Here is a 19,902-nt window from a genome sequence, read left to right as displayed (position 1 = left end):
GTGGAGAAACGGAATGCGATATTTTTGGGAGATTGTGATACTGTGTGCTGTTTTCTTCCTGTCGGCAACCGCTGGAACTGCTTCGGCTCGAGACGTGGTGGACCGGATCGTCGCCGTGGTCAACGGCGATGTCATCACCTTGTTTGAGCTGAATCAACGTTTTCGGCCTTTCGTTGAGCAATTTCAGGGGCAGGAGCTGGGCGAGGCGGAGAAGCGCATGCTTCTGGACGCTAAGCGCCAACTCTTGGATCGAATGATCGACGAAGTTCTTTTGCGCCAGGAGGCCCAGCGCCTGGAAATCACCGTGACGGACCTGGAGGTCCAGACCCAGGCGCGACAGTTGCGCGAACGGGCGGGGTTGAGCGAGCGTCAGTTTCAGGAGCAGTTGACCATTCAAGGGCTTAACCGGGAGCAGTACGAGCGCCGGTTGCGGGAAGAAATGCTTCGACATCGACTGCTGGGCTTCATGGTCCGCCGCAAGGTCGTGGTCACTTCGGATGAGGTTCGGTCCTTTTACGAGGCCAACAAAGAAGAATTCGCTCAGCAGCGTCGGGTTCGTCTCGGCCTGATTCTGTTCGACTCTCAGACTCTGGCCGAGGAGATTCTTGCCGAGATTCAGGCTGGAGATATGTCATTTGGCGAAGCCGCTGGGCGATATTCCAGAGGCCCCGGAGCTGAGCAAGGCGGAGACATGGGAATGTTCGCTTGGGGAGACTTGTCGCCGAACTGGCGCGGGGCCGTGGAACCATTGCGCGTTGGGGACGTTTCCGCGGTTGTTCTGATCCAGGACCGCCCGGCCGTAATCAAGCTGCTGGAAGAGGAAGCAGGTGAATTGAAAACCCTGGCCGATGTGGAGGAGCAAATCCGCGAGACGTTAATGGAACCACTCCTGGATGAGCGTTATGATGTTTATATGGAGAATCTGCGGAACAGGGCCTTGATCGATGTTCGGCTCTAGCTATTCATAATAATGCGGTTATTCCCGACGCGGGCGCGTTCATGCCTCGGTGGGGCACGGTGAAGGCCAGGCACTGAAAGCGGATACGCTGTTTTGGAGAACACTATGGATCTGAAGGAATTCGGTCGACTGCTGAAAGAAGAGCGTCTCCGGCAGGGCTTGGAAATCACGGACGTGATGGACAAGACCAAGATCAGTCGGATGAACTTGACGGCCATTGAAGAGGGAAACGAACAGGCCCTGCCGCACCCGGTCTACGCCAAGGGATTCGTCAAGAATTACGCTCGGTTTTTGGGAATGGACGCAGATAAGATGGGCAATACCCTGGCCCAGATCTATGTTTCCAAGGACGAGTCGGATTATGATGATTTGGTTTTGGCCGATGCCGAGAAACTGCCGGCCGTGCGGGAGGGCTGGCCACGGTTTGTCGGTATTTTCGTTGGAGTTCTGCTGCTTCTGGTGCTCATCGGGTCCGGAGTCTGGTTTTTCAAGGGTGATATTTTCGGAATATTTTCCACTGACGCCTCGCAAGACGCTTCATCCGTGACCACAGGTCGTCCCGGTTCGGAGCGGTTCCTGGGCCCCGCGCCTCACGGTGAGCCTTTTGTGAGAGAAGGCGATCTCGGGATTGGAACAGAACCTGGGTCCCTGGCTTTTCCTTCCTTGGCCGAGGAACCAATTAGCGAGACCCCGGAAGACGCCGGCTTGCCGGAGTTGGAGTCCCAGGCGATAGTAGACACGGTTCAGGATCGTCCTGTTCCAGAAACCGGGCCTCGAACTCCGCCCGTCGCGGAGGCTCCCCGAGAAACTCCCCCGGCAACGACCCCGGAATCCCCCTCAACGCCAGACCCGGCTCCCGCACCCGAATCCGTTGCCGAAACGGGTCAAACCGAAGCTCCAGGCCAAGCGCGACGTCCCGAGGAGGCTCGGGTTGCTCAAGAACCCGCGCTTGCTCCGGCGGGAGTCGAGAAGACACTGGAAATTCGGGCCACGGAAAATTGTTGGCTCTCCGCCCAAGCCGACGGCGCTCGCCCTCGGGAAGCATTTTTACGGCCCGGGGAACGCTTCGTGATCACGTTTGAAAACACCCTGGAAGTCCGCTTGGGCAATGCCGGAGGAGTGGTTCTGTATATGGACGGCAATCCGTGGCCCTTCTCGGCTCGCTCCGGTGAAGTCATGTCCTTGCGTTTTCCCTGACAAGTATCACACGTGGCTTCCTCTTAATAAAGGTGCGTCGTGTACCGGGAGTGGACCGGCGAAGGCCTGATTTTCAAAGTCGGCAGGTTTCGCGAGATCGACTGCTGGGTGCGTTTTTTTTCTCCGAGTCACGGAATGGTTACGGCCATGGCCTTCGGTGGCGCCAAGAGTCGACGCCGCTTTTGCGGCTGCCTGGACGCCTTGAACAGCGTGCTGCTCAAGGTGCGTTTTTTTCCGGCCAAGGGTCGCCATGTACTGGAGGAAGCGACCCTGCTGCGTGGATTTTCGCGGTTGCGTCACGATGCGAGCCGGGCCGGACTGGCGGCGAATTGCCTGCAATTCGTCCAGGCTTTGCGGATCAGTTCTGATGAGGCCTCGGCGATACATGGGCTGCTGTTGGAAACCTTGGACGTCCTGAATCAGGCCGAAGATGTTCCTCCTGTATTCGCCCAGCTTTTTCGGGCCAAGATCTGTTTCACCCAAGGCTACGCTCCGGAGTTGAGCACGTGTTCGATATGCGGACGGACAATGGCCGAGCCGCAATGTGGAGAACGGGTCGAGCCACAAGCCGTAAGGATGGCTGATCACCCTGGAATGACCTTGGCAATGGAGACCGGTGGGATATATTGCGCCCACTGTCCTCCAACTGGTGGGCACCAACTCCGGATCGGGCCGGAGACCCGTTCTATCTTGAACAACCTGTCTTCCAACGGCCCTCGACAGTGGGCGGCCCTGTCCATGTCTCCGGCCACGCGAGGGGAGTTGTTTCAGATGGTGGACGGGTACGTGCGACGTCATCTCGGGCTGCGCTGGCGCAATGGTCGGTTCGTCTCGGAGTGAAAGCCGGGGCAAGAGGTGGAAGGGCAATTGATTTGACTTCCAATAACTTTATCAAACCAGGAACCGCAATGTATTTTCAAGACATCATTTTTGCCTTGCAAACCTATTGGGGGCAACGGGGGTGCGTGGTGCAGCAGCCCTATGACATTGAAATGGGGGCGGGGACGTTCAATCCGGCTACCTTCTTGCGAGTCATTGGGCCGGAACCCTGGAACGTGGCCTACGTGGAGCCCTCCCGCAGGCCAACTGACGGTCGGTACGGCGAGAATCCGAATCGCTTGCAGCACTATTATCAATTTCAGGTTATCATGAAACCGTCCCCCAACCGCATTCAGGAAATGTACCTGGAAAGCTTGGCCGTCTTGGGCATCCGGGCCGACGAACACGACATCCGGTTCGTGGAGGACGACTGGGAGTCTCCCACGTTGGGGGCCTGGGGTCTGGGTTGGGAAGTCTGGCTCAACGGCATGGAGGTGACCCAGTTCACCTATTTTCAGCAGGTCGGGGGCATCGACCTTAAGCCGGTCAGCGTGGAAATCACCTATGGTCTGGAACGATTGGCCATGTATCTCCAGGAAAAGGAATCGGTCTACGATTTGCAATGGAATCAGACCGTCACCTACGGTCAGGTGCATCATCAAGGCGAGGTGGAACACTCCCGGTACAATTTCGAGGCCGCGGACGCGGATATGCTGGCCCGCCTTTTCGAAATGTACGAGGCGGAAAGCACCCGTTTGGGCGAGGCCGGGCTGCCCTGGCCGGCTTATGACTACTGCTTGAAGTGTTCGCACACCTTCAACTTATTGGACGCGCGAGGCGCCATCTCCATTACGGAACGGACCGGATATATCGCCCGAGTGCGCAAACTGGCTTCCCGTGTGGCTCGGTTGTACGCGGCCCAGCGCGAAGAACTGGGCCTGCCCATGCTTGCGCCGGCGGGCCAGTCCGGTTCGCGGCCAGAGTCCCAGCCCGATGCTTTAAGAGGTGCGTCATGACCGGCGCGCCGTTTGTTCTGGAATTGGGGACCGAGGAAATGCCGGCCGGATTCCTGGCCCCTTTGGAGCGTCAGTTGGCCGAGGGGGTGAGTCAGGCCCTGGAGACGGCTCGGATTCAGGCCGCTCCGGTGCGGACCGCTTCGACACCCAGACGGCTGACCGTTTTCTGTCCAAGCGTGGATCAGCACCAGCAGGTGATGGAGGAACTGTTCATCGGGCCGCCTTGGAAAGCCGCCTTTGGACCGGACGGCCAACCTCTGAAGCCGGCCTTGGGGTTTGCCGCGGGATACGGAGTGGAGCCCTCTCAACTGTTCGCCTACGACACCCCCAAGGGGGCCTATGCCGCGGTGCGCAAGCAGGTGGGCGGCGGTCGAAGCACGGACATCCTGCCCGGGCTGTTGGCCGAAATCATCGCCGGCCTGAGCTTTCCCAAGAAAATGCGCTGGGCCGACGGGGATACGGCGTTTGGTCGTCCGCTGCGCTGGATTCTCTGCCTGCTCGGGGCGAACGTGGTGGACGTTCGATTCGCCGGGGTCGTCGCGGACCGCATGACGTACGGGCACCGGGTCATGGGTCGCGGCCCTTGGAATATCCGGGAGGCCGGGGATTTTTTTTCGATCCTGGCGGAGCAGGGGCACGTCGTTCTGGAGAGCGCCGTTAGACGGGAGACCGTTGTTGCGCAAGGCGACGACTTGGCGGCCCTGAGTGGGGCGCGGGTCGTCTGGAAAGATCGACTTTTGGAGGAAGTGATCCAGCTCGTGGAGCACCCGGTGGCCGTGCTGGCCGAGTTTGATCCTTCTTTCCTGGAACTGCCCCGCGAGGTATTGCTGACCAGCATGGAGCAGCACCAGAAAAGTTTCGGCGTAGAGGACGAATCCGGCAACCTGCTGCCGAATTTTCTGACCGTGATCAACCTGCGGCCCAAGGACGAGCATCTGGTGCGCAAGGGCTGGGAGCGGGTGCTTCGGGCTCGATTGGAAGACGCCCGGTTCTTTTTTCATGTCGATTGCCGGGCTTCCTCCACGACGTGGCTGAACATGCTGGAGAGCGTCGTCTTTTTGGCGCCGTTGGGCAGCATGGGCGACAAGTGTCGGCGGTTGGAGCGTTTGACCGGGGTCCTGGCCGATAGGTTCCTGCCCGAAAGCCGGGCACGGGCCGCAAGGGCCGGACTTTTGGCCAAAATGGACCTGGTCTCGGAGATGGTCAAGGAGTTCGCCGAACTGCAAGGGACCATGGGCGGGATCTACGCCCGTCTGCAGGGAGAGGCGGAGGAGGTGGCCCAGGCCGTTGCCGAGCACTATCTGCCCGCCGGGCCGGACAGCCCGGTCCCGACCACTCGTCTGGGAGCATTGCTGGCCATGGCGGAAAAAGCCGACACCCTGGCCGGATGTTTCGGCCTGGACATGACCCCCACCGGGGCCAATGATCCTTACGCCCTGCGCCGGGCCGCCCTGGGGATCTGCCGGATCATCATGGAACACGGCCTGCGCCTGGATCTGGAGAAGCTGCTGGCGGACGCCCAGGAGGCTTATGGGCCGACTTCGTGGAAAATCGAGCCCGAGGTGAGCCGGGCCAAGCTGCTGGACTTTTTTGGCCAGCGCCTGAAAGCCTATTTCCAAGGTCAGGGCTATCCCACTCGGATCGTGGACGCAGCGGTTGGGGCCGGGTTCGCGGATGTCTGGGCCCTGCGGGCCAGGGTCGAGGCATTGTTGCGCTTCAGCAAGGAGCCGGAGTTTACGGCCTCGGTGCAGACCTTCAAGCGGGCCGCGAACATCATCCGCAAGCAGGCCGTGGACAGCGCGGACGGTCCAAGCCTCAGCGGCGTCTGCGACGATGCGTTGCTCACTGAATCTCAAGAGAAGGCTCTGGCCGGGGCCTGGCGGGCCATCGTTCCACGCTGGGAGGAAATGGCGGCCCAGGATCGGTACGCGGATATGCTGGCCCTGCTTCTGGAAATCAAACCATATGTGGACGACCTGTTCGACCATGTCATGGTCATGTGTCCGGAGACGGAATTGCGGAATAATCGTCTGAACTTACTCAAGTCCCTAGTGGACCGGTTCGACGCGCTTGCCGACTTTCCGGCCTTGCAGGTTTAGCGACAAAAAACACTGACCCGTGAAGATAATTCCTTGACAACTTGACGCTCTTTTGCGTAGGAATCTTTTTTTGCCATGTGAGACAATTCGAAAGGCACAACGTGCCGCCCATATTCAAATTTTATCGATTCTACATCCTTGAGGAGGAAAGACATTGGCTAATCATGCATCGGCACTCAAGCGGCACCGTCAGAGCCTGAAGGCTCAGGCCCGCAATAAGGCGACCAAGACCCGGATCAAGAATGCCGTGAAGGCGGTCCGTCAGGCCGTGGAGCAAAAGGATTTGGAACAAGCCCAGGCCCAATTGACGCAGGCCACCACCGTTCTGGACAAGGCCGCGGGAAAAAAAGTTATTCACTGGGGGTGCGCGGCCCGAAAGGTGTCCCGACTGACCCTGGCTGTTAATAAGTTGAAAGACTGATCCTTCTTTTCGTTTTTTTTACCAATTTAAGCCCGTCGCGGATTGTCGTGACGGGCTTTTTTCGTTTAACCACTCCAACATCCAATATTTTGATCGTCCACGGACGCCGTGCAGCTGTCGGCGGCTTGGGGGAGACGGTTTGCAATGTCGGCTTGAACGGGTAATAATTTTGGCTGTTCACGGACCCGGAGAACTCATGAAGATGTGGCGGTTCAGGGTTCGTGTTTTGTTTGCCGATTTTAGCGCAAAGCGCACACACCTGACGGATTGGAGCAATCATGTCGGAGAAACGGATATTGGTCACCGGGGCGAACGGTTTCGTGGGGCGGGCGCTGTGTTCTGCTTTGCGTGATCAGGGTCATGCGGTCCGCGCCGCCGTGCGCACACGAAGCGTTTTGGACGACGCCTTGCCTTTGAAGTCGGAAGGCGTGAGCGACGAGGACGTCGTCGAGGTTGGCGATATTGACGGGGAAACGGACTGGTCCGATGCCTTGACCGGGGTCCAGGTCGTGGTGCATCTGGCCGGGCGGGCGCACAGGATTCAGGACAAGGCCAAGGCTCTGAGCGCCTATCGGGTGGTGAATCTGGACGGCACGGAGAATATGACTCGCCAAGCCGTGAAGAGCGGGGTGGGGCGGGTGGTCTTTGTCAGCTCGATCAAGGTCAACGGGGAGCAGACCCATGGTCGCCCCTTTACCGAGGACGATCCGCCCGGACCCGAGGATCCCTACGGGATCACCAAATGGGAGGCCGAACAGGTTCTGGCCGAGGCATCCGCCGCCACCGGCCTGGAAGTGACGATTCTTCGTCCGCCCCTGGTGCACGGCCCCGGGGTCAAGGGCAACCTGTTGCGGCTGATGGACGGCATCCGTCAGGGCCGGACCTTGCCCCTGGGCGCGGTCCGGAACAAGCGAAGCATGCTCGGTTTGGAGAATCTCTGCTCCGCGCTGAGTCTGTGCGTCGCTCATTCGACGACTGGAACCTATCTCCTGGCGGACGCGGAAACGATTTCGTCTCGTGATTTGGTCCAGATCCTGGCTGAGGGCATGGACCGCAAGGCCAAGCTGTTCTCCGTGCCCGTGGCCTGGATGGAGGTGGCGGCCAAGTTCGCCGGGCGACAATCCGAATTCCGGCGACTGACCGGTTCCCTGGAGGTGGACGCGGGAAAAATCCGGCGCGAACTGGGCTGGGCCCCGACCAAAAGCCTTGAAGACGGCCTGCTGGATATGGCCCGTTGGTATATGGCCGCGAAAGCGGCTTGACGCAACGTTGACGCAAAGTTGACTCTGAAATGAGCTTTGGCCCCGGCTTGTCTTTCCTCGCGCCCGTATTCGCGGCGCTCTTCTCCAGCGCGGTCCTGACCGCTTACCTGACATCCGGCAGGGCTCGGTTGCGCATCCTGGACCATCCCAACGAGCGTTCCCTGCACCATACCCCCGTGCCGCGGACCGGAGGGTTGGCCATCCTGGCCGGTCTGGCCGTCGGCATGATCGTCGCCTTGGCCATGGACGTCCTTGCCCTTGGAGCATCCGGCGAGTGGGAGACGGAGATGCTGATCCGCGGAGCGTTTCCGGAACTGCTTTGGTTGGTGGGCGGGGCATTGCTGGTGGCCATGGTTTCCTTTGTCGACGACCGCAAAGGCGTTGGAGTGGTTCCCCGGTTTGCCGTGCACGTCGCGGCCGCGTTCGTTCTTCTGGCTGGAGGCTTGGCGCCGCGAGCCCTGGACCTGGGCGTTTGGGTTTGGGCTTGGCCGATGAGCCTGGGGGTTCTTTTTTCCGGCCTCTTCATGGTCTGGATGACTAATCTCTACAATTTCATGGACGGCATGGACGGTTTTGCCGGGGGCATGGGGCTGATCGGGTTCGGCTTTCTGGGTCTGTTCGGCTTGCTGGCCGGCGAGTCCGGTTACGCCCTGGTTTGCTGGAGCACGGCCCTGGCTTGCCTGGGGTTTCTCGTCTTCAATTACCCTCCGGCCAGGATATTCATGGGCGACACCGGGGCCTCCTCCCTGGGATTTTGGGCCGGAGCGCTGATTCTCTGGGCCGACGGCCGGGGGATGTTTCCGTTCTGGGCCGGGGTCTTGGTCTTTTCCCCGTTCATCGTGGACGCCACCGTGACCTTGCTGCGGCGTCTGCTGGCCGGAGAAAAGGTCTGGCAAGCCCATCGCAGCCATTATTACCAACGCCTGGTCCAATTGGGTTGGGGACACCGCAAAACCGTGCTGGCGGAGTACGCCGTGATGCTGGCCGCCGGGCTATCCGGTTTGTTCCTGCTTCAACTCGGAAACACAGTATGGGTTTTACCCGGTCTGACCTGCTGGACATTGATTTATCTTGTCTTGGCGATGCTGGTGGGGCGGATGGAGCGGCGGCTGTCGAGCAAAAACCGGGCGGGAATCGTTTGACGTCGATGTAATCGCTCGGATATCCCATTACGGTAATAAAAAAACAGGCCGACCCTTTCACGCTGACCTCTGACAAAGCATCCTGCTTGAAAAGGAATTTTCATGAAAAACCATGACTTCACTCTGGAAATGTCCGTTCGGGACTATGAATGCGACATGCAAGGGATCGTGAACAACGCCATTTATCAAAATTATCTCGAACATGCCCGCCATGAATGCATGAAGTCAGTGGGCATTGATTTCAAGCAATATACCATGATGGGGGTCTATTTCGTCGTGGTCCGGGCGGAAATCGACTACAAGAGCGCCCTGACCAGCGGGGATTCCTTTGTCGTCGGCCTGAGCCTGATCAAGGAGTCCCGGCTGCGGATGGTTTTTTACCAGGACATCCACCGCCTTCCGGACCAAAAGCTCGTGCTCAAGGCAAAGATCACCGCCACGGCCCTGAACCAACAGGGCAAGCCGGAAATCCCCAAAGAGGTGGAGGACGTTATCAAGGCGCGTTTTCAGCGCGAATGATCCGGCTCCGGAGTCCGTTGCCGGTGCAGGTCGTGCTTGACGAGCTTCAGGAAGAGTTGGGCGAAGTGGGCGAGGTTGCGTTCCAATGCGCCGAGGCGGCTGAGGAAGTAGTTGTAGAACAGGGTCGCCGGAATGGCCACCAGCAGACCGACGATAGTGGTTCCCAGGGCTTCGCCCAGCCCCTGGCCTACGATCATCAAATTGGCGGCCCGGCTGAGTTCGCTGAAGCCCTGAAAGGAATGGAAGATGCCCCAGACCGTGCCGAACAGGCCCATCAGGGGCGCGGCATTGGCGCAGACGCCCAGAAAGGTCAGGGGGCGAAAACCGGCGTCGGCCTGTCGGCGGACTTCATCCCGGAGCGTATGCCGCAAGCTCTCCAGGACGATCTGGGCGCGTTCGCCCTGAGGCAGGCCTAGCCCCTGGAGTTCCAGGTACTCGTCGTGTCCGGCCTGGGCCAACGTCTGGGTGATGGAGCCCGGGGAGAGGTTGAGAAAGGCGGCCTGAAGCTCCCTGGCCTCCCGCAATGTCTCCGTGTCTTCGGTCACGGTTTTGGACAAGCGGCGAAATTGGATCAGCTTGGCGAAGACCAGCCCCCAGCAGATCACGGACATTGTTCCCAGCAGAAGATACACGCCCTGGATGATCCAGGATGCGCGAAGGAAGATGTGCAGGTAGGCGATGTCGGGCATGAGAGGTTGGTCTCCGCGAAGCCTGGAAAGCGGCTGCCTGAAGGCGGATCAAGGACTGAGCCTCATGGGACGGTCCGGAGTCAACCTAGCGAGCAACCACCGGGAAAGCAATCAGGCCGGGGTATGATCCAGGGCAATTTTGTTCTCTGTGAAACTTCAGAAATCCCAGTATAGTAGACGATTGAGTGTTCAGGGCGTGTCCCCAGGGTGGGCCGGCATCAGTTGAAATCGAAATCGCTATTGAAATCGGAAAGTTATCAGAAATCGATTTCGATCACGATTTCGATCACGATTTCGATCACGATTTCGATCACGATTTCGATCACGATTTCGATCACGATTTCGATCACGATTTCGATCACGATTTCGATTTCGATACCGATCCGGATAGCACCCGAGGATCGAGTACAAATCTGTCCTGGGGGATGACCACGTTCAGGGCAAAAGGAGATGTTCATGGCTGAGCAACGCGTGTTGGTCACCGGGGCCACGGGGTACATCGGCGGGAGGCTGATCAAAAAGCTGCTGGATCGGGGGCACGCGGTCACGGCCATGGCCCGTTCCCTGGGCAAGCTTGGATGCCGACCCTGGGCCGGACATCCGCTGGTGCGGCTGGCCCAGGGCGACGTCATGGACCAGGCTTCCCTGGAGCGGGCCATGGAGGGCTGCTCCGCGGCGTACTACCTGGTGCATTCCATGACGCCGGGCGCCAGGGATTTCGCTTCGACGGACAGGGTCGCGGCGGAGAACATGGCCCGGGCCGCCGAGACTCAGGGGCTTTCGCGGATCATCTACCTGGGCGGCCTGGGGGATGAGAGCGACGCGCATCTGAGCAAGCATCTGCGCTCCCGGTTGGAGGTGGCCAGGGTGTTGCGGGAGGGGCGCGTGCCCGTGACCTTCCTGCGGGCGGCCATGATCATCGGGTCGGGCAGTGCGTCGTTTGAAATCTTGCGCTATCTGACCGAGCGCTTGCCGGTGATGATCACCCCGCGCTGGGTGCGTACCGAATGCCAACCCATCGCCGTGTCCAACGTCATCGAGTACCTTTCGGGCTGTCTGGAACATCCGGAAACCACCGGCCAGACGTACGACATCGGCGGTCCGGACGTACTGACCTATGCCCAAATGTTTCAATTGTACGCCGAAATCGCCGGATTGCCGAAACGCCTGCTGATCCCGGTCCCCCTGCTCACCCCGCACCTCTCATCCTTGTGGATCAATTTCGTGACACCGATTCCCACGATTTTGGCCAAGCCTCTGGTTCTGGGGCTGCGTAACCGGGTGGTCTGCGCGGAGAACCGGATACGGGAGATCATCCCCCAGCCGCTTTTGACCTGTCGGGAGGCCATTGCCACGGCGTTGCAGAAGGTCCAGCAGCTGGACGTGGAAACCTGCTGGAGCGACGCCGGGTTTCAGCCGCCTCCGGAATGGCTGGATTGCGGCGACGCTCCGTATGCCGGAGGCACGCTGCTGGGGGTGTCCTACCACATCAAGATCGCGGCCAGGCCGGAGGAGGTCTGGCCGGTAGTGGCCGCTTTGGGCGGGGAAACCGGCTGGTACTATGGAGACTGGCTCTGGCGGTTGCGCGGGTTCATGGATCGAATTGTCGGCGGAGTGGGGCTGCGGCGCGGGCGACGCCATCCATCCGAAATCCGGGTCGGCGACGCCCTGGACTTCTGGCGGGTGCTCCAACTGGAACCCGGCCGACGCTTGCGGCTTCTGGCCGAGATGAAGGTGCCCGGGGATGCCCTGTTGGATTTTGAACTGCGTCCCGCCGGTCCGGAAGGAGAGCATACGGAAATCATCGAGCGTTCCCGATTTTTGCCGAAAGGACTGTGGGGCTTGGTCTACTGGTACGCCACCTATCCGTTCCACATCCTGATCTTCAAGGGCATGCTGGAAAGAATCGCCCGTCAGACCGGCCGGGCGGCGGGACCGGCCAAGCCGCTGGGCCCCTCGTCCACAACGAGTTGCGCCTTGCCCGGCGGACCATAGCAGTCCGTTACCCCTTGTATCCTGAACCTTGAACTCAAAATCGATTGACCTCGTCATGAAAACGGCCTACCGGAAGCAGATTTTATCCGTATTTCGCGGAGGGCGAGAATATGCTCATGGAGGACGATGTCTTTTTTTCGGACATCAAGTTGGACCCTGAAGTTTCATATTTTTTGTACATCGGTGAAATCAAGACGGACTGCCTGAACCAGTTCGTCAAGGAGACCCTGTCCAAGATCCACGGGAGGCCTTTTGATTTCATCTCCATCCTGTCGGACGTGCTGGAATCCTACCCGCACAAGAACACCCTGGTGATCAATCCCATGGCCAGGGAACTGTACCGGGCCAAAGGGCGCAAGGTCAGTTTCCGGATCGCCCCGAGAACCTTCGCTTCCCTGGTCTCGGCTTCCGCCGCGGTCAACGACCTGGTCCGGCAACTCCTGGACAAGCAGGGGCAGGTGTTCATCCACGTTTTTGAATCCGTTCCGGAGTTGACCCTGGCTTTGATTCCCGACGTGCGCATCCTCGGGCCCAGCGGGCATATCGCCAATATCTGGAACAACAAGCTTTACCAGTTGCAGATGCTCAAGGGTACGGCTCCCCTGATCGACTACCGGGTTTGCGCGGACGCGGAGCACATGCTGGAAACGGCACGGGATCTCTGGGGGGAATGGCCGGACGGCATTTTCGTCAGCCAGCCCTATTCCGCGGCCGGGGTGAACAGCTTTCTGGCCACGACTCAGGAGGAGATCGAGACCAAAGCCGCCCACCTAAAGGGGAAATTCTTCATCAGCCGCTATATTCCCCATCTCGACGACCCCACCGTGCTTGGCGTCGTGGCCGGCCCCGCGGACGTGTTCATCGCGGCCATCGCGGACCAAGAGATTCAGGACGGGAACAAGTTTCGCGGATCGACATTCCCGTCGGCGCTGTCTTCCGCCTTGCAGGGGGAGTTGCGGGAGATCACCCGCAAGGTGGGGCAGGTCATGGGCCGCAGCGGGTATCGTGGGATTTTCGGTTGCGATTACGTTGTCGACGGCCAGGGCCGGATTTTTTTCGTGGAAGTCAATGCCCGGAAACAGGGCACCACCATGGAAATGTGCTGTACTCTGGAAAACGCTTTGCCGGCGGATACGCCCGGCTTATTGGAACTGGAGTACCACGCCGTGATGCATAACCGTTTTCCGGAAAACAAGATGGAAATCGTCGACGCCTTGGGCGACATCTGTTGGCGGACCTACAACTACAAACTGGACGAGGAAGCCGAAACCAATCAGATCGTGCCCGTGGACGAGGATGAACGAACCCTGTTTCGGGAGGTCAAGGCCGGCAGGCAGGACCACGGCGTGATCGTGGTGGAACATGTCGGCGGCAGGCTTGCCGTGCAGCCGGGGACATTCCTGGGCCGCGTGGTGGCCGTCGGTCACACCCGGGCGCAGTTGGAGGAGGATATCCGTCTGGGCATCAAACAGCTCAAGGAATCCATTTTCGAAACGCTTCAGACCCAAACCACAACGAAGGATGAATGATCATGAGCAGCATGACGCCGTATGTCTTGGATTCGTTTACCGAGGAGTTTTTTGAGGGCTTGTTCATCGCCGAGGAGGAGACTTCCGCATCAGAAGAACAGCGCGCCGCCGTGGCCGAGTTGAAGAACACGGCCCTGACCCAGGAACGCACCGGTCCCATTGTCGAACTGTTCGTGGAATTGGCTCGGATTCATGGCGAGCAGGACCTGACACCGGAACGACTTGGCCTGACCCGGGAGGAACTTGTAACTTTGGCGGACAAGCATGCCAAATTGGATGAGCACGGAGTGACCGTGGGCGGTCGAGTGGGCAAGGCCCTGCCCATTGTCGTCGAGGCCAAGGCCCGGATCGCCGACTACCTGGACCGCCACGCCGTTGAAGCGCCCAGCGGGAGCGAGGTTTGGGAGCGGATTCAGGAGAACCAGGCGCGGATCAAGCGCGTTCTGGGCATGACGGATGCGGACTGGAACTCCTATTCCGGGCAGTTGCGCCATGCCATTGAGAGCGTGGACGCGTTGGCCTCGGTGCTGGACCTGCCGGCCAAGGCCGTGGAGGAGGTCCGCCGGGTCACCCAAACCTATCGGATGCGCCTGACCCCATACTATGCCAGTCTGATCCTGCCGGATAGGAGCAACGATCCCGTGCTGCTCCAGGCCGTGCCCACCGCGGAAATGATCGACAACGCCGGGGTGGAGATCCCACCGGTGGCCGCGGATCATTCCCCGGCCCGGCTGATCGACCAATTCTATCCCCGGGTGGTGACCATCAAGGCCACCAATATGTGCGCCATGTACTGCACCCACTGTCTGCGCATCGCGCATATCGGCGCCAAGGACCGGATCTACAGCAAGGAGGCCTACGGCGAGGCCCTGGACTACATCCGGGCCAACCCGGAAATCCGGGACGTGCTGGTCACCGGCGGGGACGCATTCGTGCTGCCCAACTCCATGTTGGAATGGCTTCTGGGCGAGTTGGACTCCATCGAGCACGTGAGGATGAAGCGCCTGGGCACCAGGATTCCGGTCACCACGCCGCAGCGTGTGGAAGAGGAATTGCTGGACATCCTGGAGGCCAGCAACGACCGCAAACCGATACGCGTGGTTACCCAGATCAACACGGCCCAGGAGATAACTCCGGTGTCCAGGGCCGCTTTCAAGGCGATTTCTAGGCGGGTTATGGCAGTGATGAACCAGGCCGTGCTGCTCAAAGGCATCAACGATACGAAGATCAAGATGTGGAAGCTGTGCGAAACCATCCAGGAGGCCTATGTTCGCCCCTACTACGTGTTCAATTGCAGCTACCGCAACCCACAGTTCGCCCATTTGCGCGTTCCCGTGGCCACGGGCCAGGAGATCATCGAGAGCATGTACGGCAACATCTCCGGCGACGCCATCCCCCGGTACATCGCCACGGCCGGCGGTAAGATCCCCCTGCACAAGACCAACCTTCTCGGGCGCAAGGACGGCAACCTGCGGATGCACAAGCCCTGGAACGAGGAGCGGGTGATGTACCCGGACGCCGATCCCGGTGAGTATGCCCGCCGGGATTTCGGGTTCGCCAGGTATCAGGCTGACACGGAAGAATAGTCCTTCCATGCGCGATCAAATTGCCGCCTACCTGGCGGACCGGGAAACCGAAGCCGTTGAACTGCTGCGGCGTTTGGTGGAGATCCAGAGCGGCAGTCGGAACAAGTCGGGTCTGGACCTTATGGCCGAGGCCATGAGCGAGGTACTGGGACAGGTCTTGCCGGATGTCCGAATCCTGCCCTTTGCCGACTACGGGAACATGGTCCAGGCCTCATCCGGGCCATGGATCACCGGCGAATCCGGCTTCGTCCTGGTGGGGCACATGGATACCGTGTTCCCACCTGACACGACGTTCACCGTCTTTCAGGAAGACGGCGATATCTGCCGCGGGCCCGGGGTTTACGACATGAAGGGCGGCTTGGTGGTTGGCGTTTACGCGCTCAAGGCGCTCCGGAGCCTGGGCGTTTTGAATGACATGCCGGTGACGTTTTTGTGTAATTCCGACGAGGAGATCGGCTCTCCGGCTTCCCGGCCCTGGATCGAGGAGCAAGCCGGGCGTTGTCTGGCCTGTTTGGTGTTTGAAGGCGGGGGGCTGAACCGGGAAGTGGTCACGGGCCGCAAGGGCAGATTGGGGTTGCGGGTGACGGTCCGCGGAAGGGCCGGACACGCGGCCAAGGGCGGTTCCAAGGCCAGCGCGATCCTGGAACTGGCCCACAAGATCACGGCCTTGGAAGCCTTGAACGACGACGCGGAAGTCACCGTGAACGTGGGCTACGTGGAGGGCGGAATCGGGCCGAACACCGTCCCGGAACTGGCCCAGGCCCTGGTGGACGCCCGGTTTCTCTCGCCTGGAGGCCAGTCCCGGCTGCGGGAATCGTTGGCGGCTCTTTTCGCGGATCAAACCGTTCCCGGCACTTCCTGCGAGTATGTCGAAACCTCGGGCCGCTCGGCCATGCCCCAATCCGAGGCGAACAAGGGCCTGTACGCGGCGGCCCGGAGGCAGGCGGCGCTGTTGGGATACGACTTGCCCGACGAGCTGCGTTTCGGAGTTTCCGACGCCAACTTCATTGCCGACCGAGGCGTTCCGGTTCTGGACGGGCTGGGGCCGCTAGGTGACCTGGACCACAGTGACAGAGAGTACATTGTCAGGTGCAGTCTGATGGAGCGCTCCGCCTTGGTCGCCTCATTGTTGCTGGATTTGTGGACCAATCGGGCCCACTGATTGTGAATCCGCGGCGTTTGACATCAGTACCCAACTTCGGCATATCACTTCAGACAAGATTGGTGAGAGGTGAAATTGTTCGATTTTTAACATTTTTGTTATGGAGGTGTGAGTATGGTAGGAAAGAAATGGTTCGTAGCCTTGGTCGTCGCCCTTGGACTGGCATTGTCCGCGCCCCAGGCCATGGCGAAGCAGGACATTCTGTTCGGCGGAGCGTCCATTACCGGAGTTTACTATCAGGTCGCCCTGCAGATCAGCAACATGATGAACAAGCATATGGGCGGAGAGTACAACTACATCGGCCGGCCCACCGGTGGCTCGGTGTTCAACATCAACGCCCTGGATCGCGGAGCGTTTGATTTCGCCGTGGCCCAGTCCGACAGGAATTTCCAGGGCTACAACGGCACCGCTGACTGGGAAGGCAAGCCGGTCACGGGGTTGCGCAGCGTCTTCAGCATGCATCCCGAGACCGTCATGTTGGTCACTCGGAAAGATACGGGCATTACCACTGTTGAAAGCTTGAAGGGCAAGCGGGTGAACATCGGCAATCCCGGCTCGGGTCAGCGTGGCAACGCGGAGGACGTGTTGCGCATGTACGGGCTGGACTTCAACACGGATTTCCGGGCCGAGGCGTTGCAGCAGCATGAAGCTTCCCGTGCACTGGTGGACCGCAACATTGATGCTTTTTTCTACACCGTGGGTAACCCCAGCGCGGCCATCGAAGAGCCTGCCCAGTCCGTGGATCTGGACATGGTTCCCCTGAATTCCGACGCCGTCAAGGCGTTCGTGGCCGAGCACCCCTTTTACATCACGACCAGCATCCCCGCCGGCACGTACCGCGGCATTGACCGGGACATCGAGACCTACGCCGTGACCGCCACCGTGGTCACCAACGACTCCGTCTCCGAGCAGGTGGTCTACGACATGGTCAAGACGGTTTTTGACAACCTGGATGAACTGCGTGCTTCCCACGCAGCGTTCCGCAACCTGAACCCCGAGGAAATGCTGCAGGGCCTGTCCGCTCCGCTGCATCCCGGCGCTGAAAAGTACTACAAGGAAAAAGGCTGGATGTAGCCTATCTCGTTTGTTCAGGGGCGGTTTGCGAACCGCCCCTGTTTTTTCCTCCCTCCGCATCGTCCTTACAAGCACTAAAGGTCCGCCATGACCGATCAGGAACGTACCGAAGCCATGCCGCTGGGCGTTGAGCGCGCCGCCGAATCACACGCAGATGGGTCGCGCAAGAAAACCCGGGTTCGCCAGTCCGCCGAAGACATGGTGGCCATGGTCGAAGCCGGGGCCCGGGAGCCAAAGCATCCCGTGGCCGCCTGGATCATCACCCTGTTGTGTCTGGGATGGTCCGGTTTTCAGCTCTATCTGGCTTATCAGCCGATGAACTCCCACATCGCCCGTTCCTGGCACCTGGGATTCGCCATCTGTCTCGCTTTCCTGGCCTACCCGGCCTACAAGCAGTACAGCCCGCCCATGTGGGTCACCTGGACCCAAAAGATGATTCCCAGCTTCGCTCGCCGCTCCATCCGGACGCATATTCCGCTTTACGACATCCTGCTGGCCATCCTGGCCACGGCCGGGGCCCTGTACATTTGGTGGGACTACAGCGGAATCATCACCCGGATGGGTCTGCCCTCGCAACTGGACATCTGGATGGGCGTGATCCTGATTGTGCTGTTGCTGGAAGCGGCAAGGCGCGCTCTGGGGCCGGCCCTGGCAGTTCTGGCGGCCATTTTCTTGCTGTACACCATTATTGGTCCTCATTTGCCCGCGCTGTTCCGCCACCGGGGCGTCCCCCTGGATTTCATCATCAGTGACATGTACCTGACCACCACGGGCATTTTCGGCGTCCCTCTGGGCGTATCCACGGACTTCGTCTTTCTGTTCGTCCTCTTCGGGGCGCTTCTGGACCGAGCCGGAGGCGGCAAATATTTCATCGATGTGGCCTTTTCGGCCCTGGGCACCTTCCGGGGCGGTCCGGCCAAGGCCGCGGTCATGGCCTCCGGGTTGACCGGCTTGGTTTCCGGCTCCTCCATCGCCAACACCGTGACCACCGGAACCTTCACCATCCCGCTGATGAAGAAGGTCGGCTTTCCGGCGCACAAGGCCGCCGCCATTGAAGTGGCTTCCTCGGTCAACGGGCAGCTCATGCCGCCGATCATGGGCGCCGCGGCGTTCATCATGGCCGAGATCATCGGGATCCCGTACCTGGACGTGGTTCGCGCGGCCTTGTTTCCGGCCCTGATTGCGTATCTGGCCTTGCTGTACATCGTGCACCTGGAGGCCCTGAAAATGGGCATCAAGGCCCTGCCGCGCAAGGAACTGCCCAAATTCGGCAGGACCGTGCTCCGGGGCTGTCATTTCATCATTCCCCTGGGCGTGCTGATCTTCTATCTGGTGATCATGCGCCGCTCCCCCATTGCTTCGGCTTTGTACGCCATTGAAAGCCTGGTCGTGATCATGCTCGTCCAGCGGCCGATCATCGCCTTCCTGTCCCTGGGCGTACACAAGCGGGCTGGGACCCTGGACCCGAGTATCGACCTGAAGCGCTTTTTGCTGACCGCCACGTGGCAGGGTCTGCACGATGTCTGGAGCGGGATGATCATGGGAGCGCGGAACATGGTTTCCGTGGGCGTGGCCACGGCCACGGCCGGGATCATCGTCGGCGTGGTGACCATCACCGGTCTTGTGGGCCGCTTCATCACCATCATCGCTACCCTGTCCATGGGCAACATCGTGCTGATGCTGGTCTTCACGGCCATTACCAGCCTGATCCTGGGCATGGGCATGCCCACCACGGCCAACTACATCATCATGGCCACCCTGACCGCGCCGGTAATCATTCAGCTCGGCGGCGACGCCGGTTTGATTTTCCCGCTGATCGCGGCCCATTTGTTCGTCTTTTATTTCGGCATCCTGGCCGACGTGACTCCGCCGGTGGGCTTGGCGGCCTACGCCGGAGCGGCCATCGCCCGCACGGACCCGATCAAGACCGGGGTCCAAGGGTTCGCCTACAGCCTGCGCACGGCCATCCTGCCGTTCATTTTCCTGTTCAACACCGATCTGTTGATGATTTCCGGGGTGACCGACACCGGCAAGGTGATCTGGCTTGAGGACCCTTGGTATCTGACCTGGGTTTTCTTCTCCGGCCTGATCGCCATGTTCGCCTTTGCCTCGGCTCTACAAGGCTGGCTGGTCACGCGCTGCAACTGGTTGGAGCGGCTGTTCCTGCTGTCCGTCTGCGCCACTACCTTCCGCCCAGGCGTCTTCGCGGCCTATCTGCCCTTTGATCGGCTGGGCATGCAGATCCTCGGCGTGGCCATGTACTTCTCCCTGTTCGCCTGGCAGATGTACCGGTCAAAACGGGTGGGCGGCGACGCTTCGCCGTCTCCGGCCTGAGGCATCGCACTCCTAAAATAACGAGAACTCGGCCTCGCTTTTTTACTGCTGCCCCCTTATACCAATTCGAATTCGATAATGTGTTATTCGCTTAAGAAAA

Annotated in this window: 16 protein-coding genes; 15 read left to right on the top strand and 1 reads right to left on the bottom strand. The window is 60.0% G+C overall.

What is annotated here, in order from left to right; all coding sequences use genetic code 11:
- Positions 1–13: 13 nt before the first annotated feature.
- From C6366_RS14845 to C6366_RS14805, 9 genes are all read left to right on the top strand, one after another.
- Positions 14–958: a SurA N-terminal domain-containing protein gene (locus C6366_RS14845; protein WP_107739260.1), complete on the top strand. Its 945-nt coding sequence runs from the start codon at positions 14–16 to the stop codon at positions 956–958.
- Positions 959–1,063: 105 nt separating this feature from the next.
- On the top strand, positions 1,064–2,155 hold the full coding sequence (locus C6366_RS14840; RefSeq protein ID WP_107739258.1) for a RodZ domain-containing protein: 1,092 nt from the start codon (positions 1,064–1,066) through the stop codon (positions 2,153–2,155).
- 39 nt (positions 2,156–2,194) lie between these two features.
- Positions 2,195–2,995, top strand: a complete 801-nt coding sequence (gene recO / locus C6366_RS14835; protein ID WP_107739256.1) for a DNA repair protein RecO — start codon at positions 2,195–2,197, stop codon at positions 2,993–2,995.
- 68 nt (positions 2,996–3,063) lie between these two features.
- The gene (glyQ, locus tag C6366_RS14830; RefSeq protein WP_107739254.1) at positions 3,064–3,990 is read left to right on the top strand and encodes a glycine--tRNA ligase subunit alpha; all 927 of its coding nucleotides are present in this window, start codon (positions 3,064–3,066) and stop codon (positions 3,988–3,990) included.
- Complete coding sequence (gene glyS / locus C6366_RS14825; RefSeq protein ID WP_107739252.1) at positions 3,987–6,089, top strand: glycine--tRNA ligase subunit beta; 2,103 nt, start codon at positions 3,987–3,989, stop codon at positions 6,087–6,089. The genes glyQ and glyS overlap by 4 nt, the downstream gene beginning before the upstream one ends.
- 154 nt (positions 6,090–6,243) lie before the next feature.
- The gene (rpsT, locus tag C6366_RS14820) at positions 6,244–6,510 is read left to right on the top strand and encodes a 30S ribosomal protein S20 (RefSeq protein ID WP_107739250.1); all 267 of its coding nucleotides are present in this window, start codon (positions 6,244–6,246) and stop codon (positions 6,508–6,510) included.
- A 278-nt stretch (positions 6,511–6,788) separates the two neighbouring features.
- The gene (locus C6366_RS14815) at positions 6,789–7,772 is read left to right on the top strand and encodes an SDR family oxidoreductase (protein ID WP_107739248.1); all 984 of its coding nucleotides are present in this window, start codon (positions 6,789–6,791) and stop codon (positions 7,770–7,772) included.
- A gap of 29 nt (positions 7,773–7,801) precedes the next feature.
- Positions 7,802–8,914 carry a glycosyltransferase family 4 protein gene (locus tag C6366_RS14810; RefSeq protein ID WP_107739246.1) on the top strand — a complete coding sequence of 371 codons (1,113 nt, stop codon included), beginning with the start codon at positions 7,802–7,804 and terminating at the stop codon, positions 8,912–8,914.
- Positions 8,915–9,016: 102 nt separating this feature from the next.
- On the top strand, positions 9,017–9,433 hold the full coding sequence (locus C6366_RS14805; protein WP_107739244.1) for a thioesterase family protein: 417 nt from the start codon (positions 9,017–9,019) through the stop codon (positions 9,431–9,433).
- On the opposite strand, the gene C6366_RS14800 is transcribed toward C6366_RS14805, so the two are convergent.
- Entirely contained in the window at positions 9,421–10,122 is a 702-nt protein-coding gene (locus C6366_RS14800) for a MotA/TolQ/ExbB proton channel family protein (protein WP_107739242.1), read from the bottom strand. The two genes, C6366_RS14805 and C6366_RS14800, sit on opposite strands and share 13 nt — an antisense overlap.
- Before the next feature lie 456 nt (positions 10,123–10,578).
- Between C6366_RS14800 and C6366_RS14795 the strand changes: the two genes are divergently transcribed.
- The 6 genes from C6366_RS14795 (at position 10,579) to C6366_RS14770 (ending at position 19,802) form a co-directional block, all read left to right on the top strand.
- Positions 10,579–12,117, top strand: coding sequence for an SDR family oxidoreductase (locus C6366_RS14795; RefSeq protein WP_107739240.1), 1,539 nt, complete (start codon positions 10,579–10,581; stop codon positions 12,115–12,117).
- 110 nt (positions 12,118–12,227) lie between these two features.
- Positions 12,228–13,646, top strand: coding sequence for a hypothetical protein (locus C6366_RS14790; RefSeq protein WP_107739238.1), 1,419 nt, complete (start codon positions 12,228–12,230; stop codon positions 13,644–13,646).
- A gap of 2 nt (positions 13,647–13,648) precedes the next feature.
- Positions 13,649–15,232, top strand: a complete 1,584-nt coding sequence (locus C6366_RS14785) for a KamA family radical SAM protein (RefSeq protein ID WP_233248519.1) — start codon at positions 13,649–13,651, stop codon at positions 15,230–15,232.
- 7 nt (positions 15,233–15,239) lie between these two features.
- A complete protein-coding gene (locus C6366_RS14780) occupies positions 15,240–16,394 on the top strand; it encodes a M20 family metallopeptidase (protein WP_158269804.1) in 1,155 nt (384 codons plus the stop codon).
- A 114-nt stretch (positions 16,395–16,508) separates the two neighbouring features.
- Positions 16,509–17,468, top strand: a complete 960-nt coding sequence (locus tag C6366_RS14775) for a TAXI family TRAP transporter solute-binding subunit (RefSeq protein ID WP_107739234.1) — start codon at positions 16,509–16,511, stop codon at positions 17,466–17,468.
- 87 nt (positions 17,469–17,555) lie between these two features.
- Positions 17,556–19,802: a TRAP transporter permease gene (locus tag C6366_RS14770; protein ID WP_233248518.1), complete on the top strand. Its 2,247-nt coding sequence runs from the start codon at positions 17,556–17,558 to the stop codon at positions 19,800–19,802.
- The last annotated feature ends 100 nt before the right edge of the window (positions 19,803–19,902 follow it).

It is taken from the genome of Desulfonatronum sp. SC1 (assembly GCF_003046795.1).
In the GTDB taxonomy this organism is placed as follows: Bacteria; Desulfobacterota; Desulfovibrionia; order Desulfovibrionales; family Desulfonatronaceae; genus Desulfonatronum.
The sequence above is the reverse complement of the archived record's forward strand: the minus strand, read 5'-3'. Positions and strand labels throughout refer to the sequence as shown.

Excerpts from the sequence above, each read along its gene's own strand:
- C6366_RS14845 (WP_107739260.1), top strand. The coding sequence starts at position 14 with ATGCGATATTTTTGGGAGATTGTGATACTGTGTGCTGTTTTCTTCCTG.
- C6366_RS14840 (WP_107739258.1), top strand. The coding sequence starts at position 1,064 with ATGGATCTGAAGGAATTCGGTCGACTGCTGAAAGAAGAGCGTCTCCGG.
- glyS (WP_107739252.1), top strand. The coding sequence starts at position 3,987 with ATGACCGGCGCGCCGTTTGTTCTGGAATTGGGGACCGAGGAAATGCCG.
- C6366_RS14790 (WP_107739238.1), top strand. The coding sequence starts at position 12,228 with ATGCTCATGGAGGACGATGTCTTTTTTTCGGACATCAAGTTGGACCCT.
- C6366_RS14780 (WP_158269804.1), top strand. The coding sequence starts at position 15,240 with ATGCGCGATCAAATTGCCGCCTACCTGGCGGACCGGGAAACCGAAGCC.
- C6366_RS14805 (WP_107739244.1), top strand. The coding sequence starts at position 9,017 with ATGAAAAACCATGACTTCACTCTGGAAATGTCCGTTCGGGACTATGAA.
- C6366_RS14815 (WP_107739248.1), top strand. The coding sequence starts at position 6,789 with ATGTCGGAGAAACGGATATTGGTCACCGGGGCGAACGGTTTCGTGGGG.
- C6366_RS14795 (WP_107739240.1), top strand. The coding sequence starts at position 10,579 with ATGGCTGAGCAACGCGTGTTGGTCACCGGGGCCACGGGGTACATCGGC.
- C6366_RS14810 (WP_107739246.1), top strand. The coding sequence starts at position 7,802 with ATGAGCTTTGGCCCCGGCTTGTCTTTCCTCGCGCCCGTATTCGCGGCG.
- C6366_RS14775 (WP_107739234.1), top strand. The coding sequence starts at position 16,509 with ATGGTAGGAAAGAAATGGTTCGTAGCCTTGGTCGTCGCCCTTGGACTG.
- C6366_RS14770 (WP_233248518.1), top strand. The coding sequence starts at position 17,556 with ATGACCGATCAGGAACGTACCGAAGCCATGCCGCTGGGCGTTGAGCGC.
- C6366_RS14785 (WP_233248519.1), top strand. The coding sequence starts at position 13,649 with ATGAGCAGCATGACGCCGTATGTCTTGGATTCGTTTACCGAGGAGTTT.
- glyQ (WP_107739254.1), top strand. The coding sequence starts at position 3,064 with ATGTATTTTCAAGACATCATTTTTGCCTTGCAAACCTATTGGGGGCAA.
- C6366_RS14800 (WP_107739242.1), bottom strand. The coding sequence starts at position 10,122 with ATGCCCGACATCGCCTACCTGCACATCTTCCTTCGCGCATCCTGGATC.